This window comes from Streptomyces lushanensis, assembly GCF_001700515.1.
GTDB lineage: Bacteria > Actinomycetota > Actinomycetes > Streptomycetales > Streptomycetaceae > Streptomyces > Streptomyces lushanensis.
Genome location: NZ_MAUD01000073.1, coordinates 1 through 13,583, shown reverse-complemented (window position 1 = coordinate 13,583; position 13,583 = coordinate 1). Strand labels below are relative to the sequence as shown.

Genomic DNA, 13,583 nt, shown 5'->3' with positions numbered 1-13,583 from the left:
GCGCTCTGCCGTCCGGCAGGGTGATGTCGCCGCCGAGCGGCACGAAACCCTGCCGGAGGCAGAGCGCCTCACCACCGGGTGAACTGGCCTCCGCGTACACCGGGTGGCCTTCCCGGTCGGCACGGTCGATCAGCTCCTGGAGCAGAACGGAGAGCAGGCCGTTCCGCTGCCGCGCCGGGCGGACCGCCCCGAACGAGGCGTAGTAGTGCGGAGGATCGGCAGGATGGCGCTCGGACTGGAGCCCGACGATGGTCCCCAGCGCCCCGGCGTACTCACCGAGGGCATCGGCGAACCGCCGTTCCAGCTCGTCCCCGCGCGCGTCCACCTCCTTGGAGGCCCCTGGCGGCAGAAACAGCATCACCGCGTCGCCGCACGGGGAGAGAGCCACTCCGTCGTAGTCGTGCGAGACATCGACGAAGACACGGAACAGACCGGGCAGCAATTCCGCCCGGGTCCCGTCGTCCGGAATGAGCCAGCGGGTCAGTGCATCGTCGTGGAAGGCCGCGGCCAGCAGGGCGGCCAGATCATCGGTGTCCGGTCTGGCTGGACGGCCCAGGCCCAGGACACCACGCGGCGGACTTTCGAACGTGGACAACGATTCCCTCCGGAAGGCGGTGCGGGGGCCGTGCGCTACCGCTCCTCGCCGCGGACGGCGAGTTGCTCCACCCGGGCGTGCAGGCGGTCGAGATAGTGCTCGGCCTCCGGCTTGATCAGGACACTGCGCATTACCCGTGCCGCATCGGCGTCGCGGACGATCCGCGGATGCCGGCGTACGAACGCCTCGGCGTCCGTACGGAGCACACTCAGGAAGACCGGCTCGTTGTGAGCGGTCATGCCGCCTTGCAGCAGACGTCCGGACGCCGCGTCGACGGCGGACAGCGAGGCCGGCCGGGTCGTCGGGAAGTAGGTGACGATGTCGAGATCGGGGCGCTGGTACAGCTCCAGGGCGTCCGACGACTCCAGCAGATCCGCCCACCGCAGTGCCGCGCGACGGTTGGCCGCGAGGATCGCCCCGAAGCCGTCCGGAGTCAGCGGGAGGAGCTGAAGGGTCAGCCACAGGCCCGCCGCCGCGGCTCCGGCCCGGGAGCACTCCAGGCTGATCTCGCCCAGATGCACCTCGGCGTCGGTGAAGTAGGTGTACGGCGAGTCGTGCGCGAAGTGCCGGCCAGCGCGAGGGTCGGGGAACAGCACCGCGCCGCAGCCGTACGGCTGAAGCCCGTGCTTGTGCGGGTCCACCACGACCGAGTCGCACTCCGCCACCGCCTGCCAGGGCCTCGGGTCGATGCCCTCGGGAGCGTCCGCCCGTCCCAGAAGCGCGTAGAAGCCGCCGTACGCCGCGTCGACATGCACCCGTGCCCCATATCGCCGGGCCAGGGGCAGCACCTCGTGCACCGGGTCCACAGCCCCCAGGCCCGTGGTACCCGTCGTCACCACCACCGTGCCCACCCGGCCCGTCCTGAGCAGGCTCTCCAGGGCGTCCAGATCGATGCGGCCGTACGCGTCGACCGCCACCCGGTGGCCCTCGACGCCCAGGACCTCGCACATCCGCTCATGCGTGTAGTGGCACTCCGAGCTGTAGGCCACCCCGCGGTCCGGATGCAGCCGGCGGGCCACATACAGCGCTTCGAGATTCGCCATCGTGCCGCTCGTCGTCAGGTGACCGACATGCGCGGGCAGACCGAACATCCCGGCGAGCGCGGCGATGCACTCGCGCTCCATCTCGGTGGTCGCGGGACCGCCCTCGGCCGCATGGTTGTTGGGGTTGAACAGCATCGCCGTGAGATAGCCGACGACGGCGGCGGGATGCGGCGGCTTCACCATCTGTCCGGCGTAACGCGGATGGAAGAACGGGTAGTTGTCCTCCATCCGCTTGGCGAACCGCTCGAACGCGTCGGCGAACGCCTCGTCGCCGACCTGATGTGCCGTATGTGCCTCGAAGGGACCGAACCGCTCGCCCCATTGCTCGGCCACATCCACCGCGCGCGGCAGCCAGTAGCGAAGATCCACGGTCAGCCTTCCCGGACATACGACTTGGACGGACGACTCGCACGTACGTAGGAGTACGTATACGGGTCGGCCCGCAAGCCCCGCGCAACGCGCGTCGACTCGTCCGGTATCGGCTCTTCGGGGCCGGGCGGAATGCTCTTGGGCTCCGCGCGAAATGAAGTCGACTCCCTGGGGTGGCACCGGTAGATGTGGGGCATGACATCACCCTTCGAAGACCTGCTGCCCGGCACCCGGCGAGCCCTGCTGCACCGCATCGCCCTCGCACAGACCGCAGGACGCGCTCCCTCGCTGGTCGCGGCGGTGGCGCGCGAGGGACGGATGGTCTGGACGGACTCCCGTACCTGTGTGGACGGACATGCCCCGGACGCCGACACCCAGTACCGCGTCGGGTCGATCACCAAGACCTTCACCGCCGTACTGGTGCTGCGGCTGCGCGACGAGGGGCTGCTCGATCTCGGTGATCCCCTGGAGAAGCACCTTCCGGGCACAGGAGTGGGTGAGGTCACCGTCGCCCAGCTTCTCGACCACACCGCGGGGCTGGCCGCCGAGAGCCCGGCGCCCTGGTGGGAGCGGACACCGGGCTCGGTGCGCCCGGAACTCTCCGATGTCCTCGGCGAGCGGCCCGTGCTCCACCCCGCAGGACGCCGTCACCACTACTCCAACCCGGGCTACGCCCTGCTCGGTTCGCTGATCGAGGCGGTGCGGGGCGCGTCCTGGGAGGAGGTGCTGCGGCGAGAGATCCTGGAACCGCTGGGAATGAGCCGTACCACCACCCGGCCCGTGGTCCCGCACGCCGGAGGCTGGGCCGTGCATCCCTGGGCGGATGTGATGCTGCCCGAGCCCGCCATGGATCTCGGGCTGATGGCCCCGGCCGGTCAGCTCTGGTCGACAGCCGCCGATCTCTGCCGCTTCGCCGGGTTTCTCGCCGAGGGCGATGCCAAGGTCCTGAGCCCGGAGTCCGTACGGGAGATGCGGGCACCGTCCGCTCCACCGGAGGCCGGGCAGTGGGACGGCGGCTATGGGCTCGGCGTGCAGTTGGCCCACCGGGGCGGTCGCAGCCTGGCCGGGCATACGGGGTCGCTGCCCGGCTTTGTCGCCTCTCTCTGGGTCGGTGTGGAGGACGGGGTGGCAGCGGTGGTGCTCGCCAACGCCACCTCGGGACCGGTCGTCGGGCTGGTCGCCTCGGATCTGATCGGGATCGTGGTGGAGGCAGAGCCCCGGATCCCTGAGCCCTGGCGTCCGCTGCCGACGGTTGATCAGAAGCTGCTGGAGCTGACCGGACCGTGGTACTGGGGTACGCAGCCCTTCGGGCTGAAGCTGACGGCGGACCGAGGCGTGGAACTGCGTCCGCTGCGCGGCGGTGGGCGAGGCTCACTCTTTGGCATGCAGCCGGACGGCACCTGGACGGGGCGTGACGGCTATTACGCGGGGGAGACCTTGCGTGTGGTGCGTCGGGCGGACGGTTCTGTGGACCATCTCGACCTCGGTTCGTTCGTCTTCACCCGTCAGCCGTATGACGCCGCGGCGGATGTGCCCGGTGGCGTGGACGACGGAGGCTGGCGTGGTCTGACGCCGTGAAACAAGCCGGATGTTTCACGTGAAACAGGCGAGGGCGGTCTTTCCGGTGTATGGCGCACACCTCGGATCCTGGACTTCTCGGACGCGCGGATCCTGCCGGCTCCATGAAGGCGTCGGTCAGAGCTGGAGCTTGAAGCCCACATGAGAGGCGGTGAAGCCCAGCCGTTCGTAGAAGCGGTGGGCATCGGTCCGGCTCGCGTCGGATGTGAGCTGGACCAGCTGACAGCCCTGGCGGCGGGATTCATCGATCGCCCACTCGATGAACCGAGTGCCGAGCCCGCTGCCACGCTCATCGCCATGCACGCGTACGCCCTCGATGATCGAACGGAGGGCACCGCGCCGGGAGAGTCCGGGAACGAGGGTGAGCTGGAGCGTCCCGACCACCCGGCCCTCGCGCACAGCCACCATCAATTGCTGGTTCGGGTCGCGGGCCAGACGCTCATAGGCCGCGGCATACGGGGTGAGGTCGTCCTGGGACTCACGCTGGGCGCCCAGTGGGTCGTCCGCGAGCATCGCCACGATGGCGGTCAGGTCGTCGAGGGCGGCGGGCCGTATCTCCAGGTCGCTCATGATCCGCAGACTACGCCGGAGGCGGAGCGGACGGCCCCGAGGCTTCCCGCGATGGCTTCCCGCGCTCCCGACCGGATGGGGGAGTCGGCACCACAAGGGGCCGTCGTATGGTTCAGCCTGCGCGATTCAGCCCGTCGCCAGGTTCAGCGGCGCGAACCGCCTGGTCCAGTCACCGGGCAGATCCGGGATGCCGTGGACCATTGTCGTGGTACGGGTCGTCGGCGCCAGACCGTGCTCCTTCACCCAGCCCAGCAGTTCCTCATGGCGTACATCGATCACCGTACGCACCGGCCGGTGCGGTCCGGGGCCGAGTGAAGCGACCAGCGAGCAGATCAGCGCTTTCGCGGTCTCCGTGTTGTCGGCGACCAGCGGGCCGATCACATGCGCCTCCTGAGTGGGCCAGACCGCGCCGTATCCGATGAGCCCGGAGCTGTCCTCCGCGACTCCGAGCCGGTCCGCGAAGGCAGGGAGGCGGGCGATCATATGGGTGCGGTCGACCCCGAAGATCCCGGTGTCCAGACGCACGATCGTCGGCAGATCGCCGGCGGCAGCGGGCCGCGTCATCACTGATGGCGCGGTCTCCGGAGACCGGAAGTGCCCCAGCACCGTCTCGGTCTCGGTGACAGCGGTGAAGCCGAGCTGTTGATAGAGCGGTCGGCCGTACTGCGTGGCATGCAGCATGAGCGGGGTGCCTCCGGCCTCGCGCATCGCATGAGTCATCAGCCGCCGTCCGAGTCCCTGCCGGGCATGGCGCCCGGCGACCAGCATCATGCCGATCGCCGCGAGTCCCCGTGCGGCGCCCGAGGATCCGTACGAGGTGATCACACAGACGGCGGCGAGGCCCTTGCCCTCAGGGGCATCGATGCCGTATCCGGTGCTCGCCGTCAGCAGCAGACCCCATCTGTGCTCCTCCCGGGCCCACCCACGGTCCTCGGCGAGATCCGCACAGGAGACGAGGTCATCCAAGGTGAGACGGCGGATGGGCAGCACGGAGAGTGATGTCGGCATGGGGATCAGGCTGTCGCAGCCGATGATCGTTCGTCCACCGGTTTGCGGGAAGTTGGTACAGCCCTGAGGCGTCGCCCGCGCCGGGTCAGTCCCCAGGGCTTGAGCACCGAGATCGCGGTCATCAGGAGATAGGCGGAGGTGGCCACCGAGGGCGCGGCGACCAGGCTCGGGTCGGGTATCCCCGTGGCCGCGGCTGTATGGATGCCCGGCCGCAGGGCGAAGACCGTGGCGCCGAAGGTGATCAGTGTGAGCCAGAACTTGATCCACACCCATCGATGCCGGGCCAGACCCCACGGTGTACCGAGCGAGAGCACCAGTCCGCTGATCAGCGCGAGCAGGGCCACCGGGATGATCGGCCAGTCGACGAGGATCTTCATGGCCCGGTAAGCGGTCCGGGTGGTGGTGGCGTCGCTTGTGCGGAAGGCGGTCACGCCGAGTGTCAGCAGACCGACCGTGAGCCCGAGCCAGCTCACAGACGTAGCGACATGGACGACCAGGAGGGCCCGGCGGACGGGCCGTTTGAGGTGTTTCACGTGAAACACGGTGCCCTGCGGCCGACAGAAGGGCGTCTGACGACGGGAGTAACCGTACGTACTAACCTCGGCGTACATGGCGAGCGTACGCAGACTGCATCTCTTCGACCTTGATGGAACACTCATCCGCGGTTCGGCCGCCGCGGTGGAGATCTCACGGCAGCTCGGGCTGAGCGCCGAGATCGCCGAGCTGGAGAGCGAGTTCCTCTCCCGGGGGATGGCCCCGGATGAGTTCGCGGTACGGGCGAGGGCGCTCTGGGCCGATCTGACCATGGAGCAGGTAGCGGCGGCCTTTGAGGGAGCGCCCTGGCTGACCGGGATACGGGAGGTCTGGGCGGATATCCGGAGCCAAGGAGATTACTGTGCCGTTATCTCCCTCTCGCCCGACTTCTTTGTCACACGGCTGCTGGACTGGGGCGCGCATGCCGCCCATGGTTCGCGCTGGCCGGTTCTGCCTTTCAGCGAGCCGGTCGACCGGGCGGGCATTCTCAACCCGGCGGCCAAAGTGAAGATCGCGAACCGGCTGTGTGCAGAGTTCGGGGTAAGCCTGGACGACTGCGTTGCGTACGGTGATTCCATGTCGGACGCCGAGATCTTCGCGGCGGTGCCCAGGGCGGTGGCGGTGAATGCGGACCACCATCTGTCGGGGCTCGCCACGCACACGTACAGCGGCGGCGATCTGCGTGAGGCCTATGAACTGGTTTGCCCCGCGCGGTGACCCACGTGCCTCCCGGACAGTAATACGCTGACCCGAGGGCCGTGGGAAACGCGGCTGGAAACCGCGAATGGGCACAGGAGCAATGCAGCCTAACGGTAAATCCGGTACGGATGGCCGCACTTCACGCTCTTTGTCCCATCCGTCGACGTTCCCTGTCATGCTGCGACGGCAGGGAACGGGAGCGCGGCGGAGGCTAATGTGGGCTGCCAACAGTCCTAGTCGAGCGGGGAATTGCTAGCGTATTCCGGGCCAGCGGAAGTGCGCAGACCGACCGAAAGATGTTCGAGGCGAGGCACACCATGGACGCTCCGACCACCACGTCGGCCGACAACGGCACTTCCGGAGACGGCGGAAAGGGCGGCTGGTTCGCTCCCCGCAGGACGCCGAGTGCCGAGGGCCGCAGTGACTCCGGCACGGCAGGCGGACCGGCAGGCGATGCGGCACAGCCGGCCGGCCGGGGGCGAATACGCGTGCCGAGTCGCTCACTCGCCTCCATACGCCCGGTCGGTTCCGGGGCGACGCGTCCCGCGCGGCCATCGCGTGAAGGACCCGCAGGGCATGACGCGCGTACGGAGACCGTCCCCGGCCCTCCGGCACCGGTGGACGAAGTTCCCGACGCCTTTCGCCCGCGCGCCAAGGGATCCCGTGGCGGTGACGGACCGGCCGCGCATCCGCCGGTCCCCGAGGGCCCCGTCACCACGGCCGAGACGGACAGAGAGCGGGGACCCGTCTCACAGGCCGCCGCGGAGGCCGCCGTACGGTCCGCCGTCGGCCGACCGGAGCCCGCCCCGCCGATCCCGGCTCAGCCGCTCCCCTCGGAGTCGGCCTCGGCCCCGTCGGCCACGGCCCCGACCGATCCCGTAGGACCTCCCGAGGCGCGCCCCCAGGCCGTACAGGAGACCACCGGGCCACCGGCACGGCCGAGGCAGCCGGAGCCGGACGCGCAGGGGCGTGCTTCCGAGCCGGAGGCCACGGACACGCGTGTCCCCCAGCCGGACGCCGTCGAGACCAGCCGTACCGAGACCAGCCGCACCGAGGCTGGCCCCGCCGAGACCGGCCGCACCGAGACGGGCGCCTCCGAGCTCCGGACGGCCGGGCCGCTGCCGCAGGAGGTCCCGGTATCGGCCGCGCTGCCTCCGGAAGCTCCGCCGGCGGCCCCCGCCACCCAGCCGTCCGTCGCCGCACCCACGCCCTCCCTCTTCCCGGAGGACCGCAACGCGTCCCCCGACGCGATCCTCATCCGCCGCACGCTGGAGGAGGTCGCTCCTGTCGCCGACCAGCTCACCTCCTACTTCTACGCCCTTCTCTTCGTCCGCCATCCGGATCTGCGCAATCTGTTCCCCGCGGCCATGGACGCCCAGCGCGACCGCCTTCTCAAGGCGCTGCTCACCGCCGCCGAGCACATGGACACCCCCGACGTCCTGACGGGCTATCTGCGCCAGCTGGGCCGTGGGCACCGTAAGTACGGCACACAGCCGACGCACTACCCGGCCGTGGGCGAGGCCCTGATCGGCGCGCTGACCCGCTACGGCTCCGCCATCTGGGACGAAGAGACCGAGGGCGCCTGGGTCAGGACGTACACGACCATCTCGCAGATCATGATCGACGCCGCCGCCGAGAACGAACTGCACGCTCCGGCCTGGTGGCAGGCCGAAGTGGTCTCGCACGAGCTGCGCACCGCCGACATCGCCGTCGTCACCGTCCGGCCCGACCAGCCGTACCCCTTCCTCGCGGGGCAGTACACGAGTCTGGAGACGCCCTGGTGGCCCCGGGTCTGGCGGCACTACTCCTTCGCCTCGGCACCGCGCCCGGACGGACTGCTCTCCTTCCATGTCAAGGCCGTCCCGGCGGGCTGGGTCTCCAACGCCCTGGTCCATCGCGCCGGTCCCGGTGATGTGCTCCGTCTCGGACCGCCCGCCGGCTCGATGATCGTCGACCACAGCAGCCACAACGGTCTGCTCTGTCTGGGCGGAGGCACCGGCATCGCGCCCATCAAGGCGCTTGTCGAGGATGTCGCCGAGCACGGCCACCGGCGCCCGGTCGAGGTCTTCTACGGTGCGCGCAGCGATCAGGACCTGTACGACATCGAGACGATGCTGCGGCTGGAGAGCGAGCATTCGTGGCTCTCCGTACGCCCGGTGGTCGCGGAGGGCCCCAGCCTGGGCCTCACGGGACAGCTTCCCGAGGCGGTGCGCGAGCACGGTCCGTGGCATGAGTACGACGCGTATCTGTCCGGTCCGCCGGGGATGATCCGCAGCGGCCTCGACGCGCTCAAGGGCGCCGGGATCCCGTCCGAGCGGATCCGCCACGACTCCCTCGAAGAGCTGGTGGCCGCCGCCAACTGAGCCGGCCGGGCAGGAACGGGTCCTCAGCCGAGATCGGGGGCGTGCATCGCGCGCACGCCCTCGATGTTGCCGTCGAGATAGTGCCGCAGCGAGAGCGGTACGAGATGGACGGCGGCGATCCCGACCCGGCTGAACGGCACCCGGACGATCTCGTACTCCCCGCAGGGCTCGTCCACCTCGGGGCCGTGCCGCAGGGAGATGTCCATCGACTCCAGCCGGCAGACGAAGAAGTGCTGCACCTTGACGCCGGTCACGCCGCCGTCGGCGATATGTTCCACGGTGTCGACGAAGCACGGCACCACATCGATGATCTTGGCGCCCAGCTCCTCGTGGACTTCGCGGTGGAGGGCGTCGACGACGGTGGAGTCCGTCGTCTCGACCCCGCCGCCGGGTGTGATCCAGTAGGGATCCACGCCTGGCTTGGTGCGTTTGATCAGGATCAGGTCGTCGCCGTCGAGCAGGATGGCGCGTGCGGTGCGCTTGACCACGGGCCGTTCGGTCATGGGAAGAGGTTCGCCCGTGGCACCGGTTCTGAAACGCCCGCCGGCCCTGCTGTCACCAGTCCACCGCAGCACGCAGCAGCCACTCGTGCGCGCGTGCGACCGGAGGCAGCGCGAGCGTGCCGGTGCGTACGACCAGGAAATAGGTGCGCAGCGGAGGCACCGGCGGGTCGAGAAGCGCGACCACCTCGCCCCGCTCCAGCGGGCCCTCGCAGAGATAGCGGGGCAGGACGGCCAGTCCGGCGCCCGCCGCCGCGCATTCCAGCACGGCCCGCAGATCGGGCGCGATCACCGTGCCCGCGGCGGCCGGCGGGGAGTCGAAGACGGACGCCCAGTAGCGGGAGACGAGCGGCAGCGACTCGTGCACCTCCACCACCGGGAGCTGCTCCAGCACCACATGGCCCTCGCGCAGAACCGTATGGCCCAGCCGTGCCGCCCAGCGGGGCGCCGCGACCAGGACATGCTCCTCGTCGCAGAGCGGAGTCGACGTCAGCAGTCCGCCGCGGGGCCGGGCCGTGGTGATGGCCAGATCATGGTGTCCGGCGGCCAGCCCCTCCAGGGTCTCCTCGGCATTGGCGCAGAACGAGGTGCGCAGCGCGAGGCCATGGGCGGTGAGTGGGATGAGCGCCGGCAGCGCGCGTACGGACGTGAACTCCGGTGGCCCCGCCAGATGGAGCGTCCGTGCGCCGGACTCCTCGTCGAGGCCGGTCTCGGCGATCTCGATCAGAGCGTCGAGATGGGGTGCCGCCCGGTGCGCGAGTTCGTCGCCGATCGTCGTGGGTGTCACCCCACGGGCCTGGCGCAGGAAGAGCGGACGGCCGAGCTGCCGTTCGAGAGTTCTGATCTGGCCGGTCACCGCGGGCTGGGAGAGACCGAGCAGCGCCGCGGCCCGGGTGAAGGAGCCGGCGCGGTGCACGGTGACAAAGGTGCGCAGCAGAGCCAGGTCCATGTCCCGCTCTCCCGTCCCGTACCTCGCCCCCGCGGCATCTTCGGGCCGTCAACTATAAATAAGTCGATAGCTTGCTGTCGCTACTGTGATTGGACACTGACGCAGAGTCAACTAGCCTTGTGCAAGTGGTTCTCCGCGCGTGGAACCTGGGACGGTCCGAGCCATGAGGGGGGAGGCTCGGACCGTCCTCATCCGGTGAACGCCGCCCTCCACGGACCCGGACCGGGACAGGGCCCGGGTCCTGTCCGAGCGCAGAGGGCCCCGGCGTCAGCGGGTCGCTCCGTCCAGGGCGCGCAGCACATCCGCGACCAGGTCCTCGGCGTCCTCGGCGCCGACGGAGAACCGGATGAAGCCTTCCGGTACGGCGTCGCCGCCCCACCGGCCGCGCCGCTCGGCCGTGGACCGTACGCCGCCGAAGCTGGTCGCGTCGTCCACCAGCCGCAGCCCGGCGAGAAAACGCTCGGCCCACTCGCGGTCGGGCAGTACGAACGAGACCACGGAGCCGAAGCGCCGCATCTGCCGCGAGGCGACGGGGTACGAGGGATCGCTCGGCAGCCCGGGATAGCGCAGCCCGCTCACCTCGGCACGTTCCAGCAGCGTCCGCGCCACCACCAGCGCGCTCGCGCACTGACGGTCGGCCCGGAGCTGGAGCGTGGCCAGCGAGCGGTGCGCGAGCCAGGCCTCCATCGGCCCCGGGATCGCTCCGACGACCTTGCGCCAGCGCCGTACACCCGCCGCGAGCTCCGGATCGGCGCTGGTCACATGGCCCAGCAGGATGTCGCCATGGCCTGTCATGCCCTTGGTGTCACTGGCCACCGAGAAGTCCGCGCCGAGCTCCAGGGGCCGCTGGCCGAGCGGTGTGGCGAGCGTGTTGTCGACCGCGACCAGCGCGCCCGCGGCATGCGCCTCCCGCACCAGCCGTCGTATGTCGCAGACGTCGAGGCCGGGATTGGACGGAGTCTCGATCCAGAGCAGCCGCGCGCCGGCCAGAACGCCGAGCTGGGCATCGCCGCCGGTCGGCGCCGTCCGCACCGTCACGCCGTACGCCTCAAGGCGTTCGCGCAGCAACGGCAGGGCCTGGTAGCCGTCGCCCGGCAGTACGACCGTGTCGCCGGCCCGGAGCTGGGAGAAGAGCACCGCCGAGATCGCGGCCATCCCGGAGGCGAAGACCACGGTCTCCACCGGCTTCCCCGGCGCTTCCAGCTCGCCGATGGCCCGCTCCAGATGGGTCCAGGTCGGATTGTCGTCCCGGCCATAGGTGTACGGGCCGGTCGGTTCGCCCGGCAGATGGTAGTGGGCGGCGAAGACCGGGCCAGGCAAGGTCGGTTCATAGGTGACCGGGTCGGGCAGCCCGGCCCGTACCGCCCGAGTGCCGTCCCCGATACCCGGGTTGTTCCCGTTCATGCCGCCTCCTCCTCGATGGTGTCCCGTACGGCGGAGAGCAGTCCTTCGCTCGCCGCCTCCACCAGCTCCAGACACTCCTCGAAGCCGGTGATGTCCCCGTAGTACGGATCGGGCACGCCCAGATCGCCGGTCGCCTCCGCGGCGGGGTCGTACGAGCGCAGCAGCCGCACCTTCGCGGCGTCGGCGGCGGTGGGCGCGAGCTGTCGCAGCTCGCGCAGATGACCTTCGTCCAGCGCGATCACCAGATCGAGACGGGAGAACCACGAGGCGTGGAACTGCCGTGCGGTGTGATCGTTCTCATAGCCGTGCGCGTCCAGTACGGCCACGGCGCGCGGGTCGGCTCCGTCGCCCTCGTGCCAGCCGCCGGTTCCGGCGCTGTCCGCCTCGACCAGCCCGTCGAGACCGGCCTCGCTCAGCCGCGCGCGGAAGACGGACTCGGCGATGGGCGAGCGGCAGATGTTGCCGGTGCAGACGAAGCAGACGCGGTACGGGCGGTCAGTCATTGTCGTCGGGGAGCACCATGTGCAGCGCCCACGACACGATCGAGATGATCAGACCGCCGAGCACGGCGGTCCAGAAGCCGTCGACCTGGAAGCTCAGGTCCAGCTTGTCGGCGAGCCACGAGGTCAGCAGCAGCATCAGGGCGTTGACCACGAGCGTGATCAGTCCGAGCGTGAGGATGAACAGCGGCAGTGTCAGGAGCTTCACCACCGGCTTGACTATGAAGTTCACCAGCCCGAAGACCAGGGCGACGAGCACCAGTGTCAGGGCCTGCTTGCCGGTGCTGTCACCGGTCAGAGTGATGTCCTTGACCAGCCAGATCGCCACGGCGAGAGCACCCGCGTTGGCGATCGTCTTGACTACGAAATTCTTCATGGTCTGATCGTGGCATGAAGGCATTCCGACTGGACGAGCTGGAGGCGGAGCGTGCCGCCAACGACGGGGCGTATCTGCAGTTTCTGCGGGAACGCAATATGTCAGTGGGCCTCTACGCCCTGGAGGCCGGTGAGATCGACCCGCAGCAGCCGCACCGGCAGGACGAGGTGTACTTCGTCGTGAGCGGCCGGGCGTCGATCACCGTCGGAATGGAGACGACCCAGGTCGGCCGGGGCAGCGTCGTGTACGTACCGGCGGGGGTCGCGCACAAGTTCCACCACATCACCGAGGATCTAAGGGTGATGGTGGTGTTCTCTCCGCCTGAGAGCTGACCGCCCGAGACCTGAGAGCTGACCGCCCGAGAGCTGACCGCCTGACAGGAAATCGACCGACGGGGAATCGACCAGGGAATCGACCGGCCTTCTCCGGGCTGCCTTCTTCTCAGGGCTGCCTCAGGGTCGGATCAGGGGAGAGCGGGGGCGGCACGGGCTCCGCCACCGCCCCCTCGGCTCTAGCATCGATGGTGCAAGGGCAGATACATGAGTCACTCGGTGAAGCGAGGTAAGGACGATGGCGGTTCGGGAGCTACTCACGGGGTTGCCCTGGTGGGTGAAGTGGATCGCGGTGCCCGTGATCGCCGTCGTCGTGTTCGGTGGACTGATCATGAGCGTGGTCGCGTTTGTGATCGGCGTGCTCTTCAAGCTGCTGATCTTTGTGGCACTTGTCGGCGGACTCATCTATGTCGTACGGAAGTTCATGTCCTCGTAGGTCCCGTCCGGCCCCGTCCTGCCAAGGCCCCGCTTCCCAGGGCCCGCTTCCCAGGGCCCGTCCGGCCCCGCTTCCCAGGCCCCGGTCCTGTCCGGGCCTTGTCCGGTCCCGGGCCCTGTCCGGTCGTCGCCGGGCGGCCGGCAGGGACCCCGCGGACGGGACCGACGCGGACTTGTAGGACAGACCGCGCGTACGGCCGTTAGCCCGCGCGAGGGAAAGGTGAACCGGAAACCATCCCGGGGAGCGGCCTGCCCCTAGAGTGACAAATCCCACCGTTCCCCGGTCCCCTCAGGGGCGCGGCGGGCGCGCGGGGGCGGCCCCCGCGGG

General features: G+C 69.7%; 15 protein-coding genes. 5 read left to right on the top strand and 10 right to left on the bottom strand.

From position 1 onward, the window contains the following. Together BFF77_RS06525 and BFF77_RS06520 are read right to left on the bottom strand one after the other, a co-directional pair. On the bottom strand, positions 1 to 595 hold a 595-nt coding region (locus BFF77_RS06525), incomplete at its 3' end, for a GNAT family N-acetyltransferase (RefSeq protein ID WP_066944756.1). 35 nt (positions 596 to 630) lie between these two features. Continuing rightward, a complete protein-coding gene (locus BFF77_RS06520; RefSeq protein ID WP_066944754.1) occupies positions 631 to 2,007 on the bottom strand; it encodes a pyridoxal phosphate-dependent decarboxylase family protein in 1,377 nt (458 codons plus the stop codon). A gap of 195 nt (positions 2,008 to 2,202) precedes the next feature. Between BFF77_RS06520 and BFF77_RS06515 the strand changes: the two genes are divergently transcribed. Further along, positions 2,203 to 3,585: a serine hydrolase domain-containing protein gene (locus BFF77_RS06515; protein ID WP_066944760.1), complete on the top strand. Its 1,383-nt coding sequence runs from the start codon at positions 2,203 to 2,205 to the stop codon at positions 3,583 to 3,585. Positions 3,586 to 3,702: 117 nt separating this feature from the next. On the opposite strand, the gene BFF77_RS06510 is transcribed toward BFF77_RS06515, so the two are convergent. The 3 genes from BFF77_RS06510 to BFF77_RS06500 form a co-directional block, all read right to left on the bottom strand. Further along, complete coding sequence (locus BFF77_RS06510; protein ID WP_066944752.1) at positions 3,703 to 4,155, bottom strand: GNAT family N-acetyltransferase; 453 nt, start codon at positions 4,153 to 4,155, stop codon at positions 3,703 to 3,705. Positions 4,156 to 4,281: 126 nt separating this feature from the next. Continuing rightward, a complete protein-coding gene (locus BFF77_RS06505; protein WP_066944750.1) occupies positions 4,282 to 5,163 on the bottom strand; it encodes a GNAT family N-acetyltransferase in 882 nt (293 codons plus the stop codon). A gap of 5 nt (positions 5,164 to 5,168) precedes the next feature. Then, positions 5,169 to 5,696 (bottom strand): DUF2269 domain-containing protein, encoded by a 528-nt coding sequence (locus BFF77_RS06500; RefSeq protein ID WP_066944748.1) that lies wholly within the window; start codon positions 5,694 to 5,696, stop codon positions 5,169 to 5,171. Between the two features lie 76 nt (positions 5,697 to 5,772). Here BFF77_RS06500 and BFF77_RS06495 point away from each other — a divergent pair, with 76 nt between their 5' ends. Continuing rightward, positions 5,773 to 6,414 (top strand): HAD family hydrolase, encoded by a 642-nt coding sequence (locus tag BFF77_RS06495; RefSeq protein WP_066944746.1) that lies wholly within the window; start codon positions 5,773 to 5,775, stop codon positions 6,412 to 6,414. A gap of 599 nt (positions 6,415 to 7,013) precedes the next feature. Then, a complete protein-coding gene (locus BFF77_RS06490) occupies positions 7,014 to 8,759 on the top strand; it encodes a globin domain-containing protein (protein WP_245703288.1) in 1,746 nt (581 codons plus the stop codon). A 23-nt stretch (positions 8,760 to 8,782) separates the two neighbouring features. Here the strand turns inward: BFF77_RS06490 and BFF77_RS06485 are convergent, their stop codons facing one another. From BFF77_RS06485 to BFF77_RS06465, 5 genes are all read right to left on the bottom strand, one after another. Then, the gene (locus tag BFF77_RS06485) at positions 8,783 to 9,262 is read right to left on the bottom strand and encodes an NUDIX domain-containing protein (protein ID WP_066944744.1); all 480 of its coding nucleotides are present in this window, start codon (positions 9,260 to 9,262) and stop codon (positions 8,783 to 8,785) included. A 52-nt stretch (positions 9,263 to 9,314) separates the two neighbouring features. Continuing rightward, positions 9,315 to 10,208, bottom strand: coding sequence for a LysR family transcriptional regulator (locus tag BFF77_RS06480; protein WP_066944742.1), 894 nt, complete (start codon positions 10,206 to 10,208; stop codon positions 9,315 to 9,317). 267 nt (positions 10,209 to 10,475) lie between these two features. After that, complete coding sequence (locus BFF77_RS06475; protein ID WP_066944740.1) at positions 10,476 to 11,612, bottom strand: cystathionine gamma-lyase; 1,137 nt, start codon at positions 11,610 to 11,612, stop codon at positions 10,476 to 10,478. Next, positions 11,609 to 12,115 (bottom strand): low molecular weight protein-tyrosine-phosphatase, encoded by a 507-nt coding sequence (locus tag BFF77_RS06470; protein WP_066944738.1) that lies wholly within the window; start codon positions 12,113 to 12,115, stop codon positions 11,609 to 11,611. Before BFF77_RS06470 ends, BFF77_RS06475 begins: the two co-directional genes overlap by 4 nt. Next, positions 12,108 to 12,488 (bottom strand): phage holin family protein, encoded by a 381-nt coding sequence (locus BFF77_RS06465; RefSeq protein WP_066944735.1) that lies wholly within the window; start codon positions 12,486 to 12,488, stop codon positions 12,108 to 12,110. Before BFF77_RS06465 ends, BFF77_RS06470 begins: the two co-directional genes overlap by 8 nt. A 14-nt stretch (positions 12,489 to 12,502) precedes the next feature. Here BFF77_RS06465 and BFF77_RS06460 point away from each other — a divergent pair, with 14 nt between their 5' ends. Both BFF77_RS06460 and BFF77_RS06455 read left to right on the top strand, forming a co-directional pair. Then, the gene (locus BFF77_RS06460; protein WP_066944734.1) at positions 12,503 to 12,820 is read left to right on the top strand and encodes a cupin domain-containing protein; all 318 of its coding nucleotides are present in this window, start codon (positions 12,503 to 12,505) and stop codon (positions 12,818 to 12,820) included. Positions 12,821 to 13,058: 238 nt separating this feature from the next. Next, positions 13,059 to 13,256 carry a DUF5326 family protein gene (locus tag BFF77_RS06455; protein WP_066944732.1) on the top strand — a complete coding sequence of 66 codons (198 nt, stop codon included), beginning with the start codon at positions 13,059 to 13,061 and terminating at the stop codon, positions 13,254 to 13,256. Positions 13,257 to 13,583: the final 327 nt, after the last annotated feature.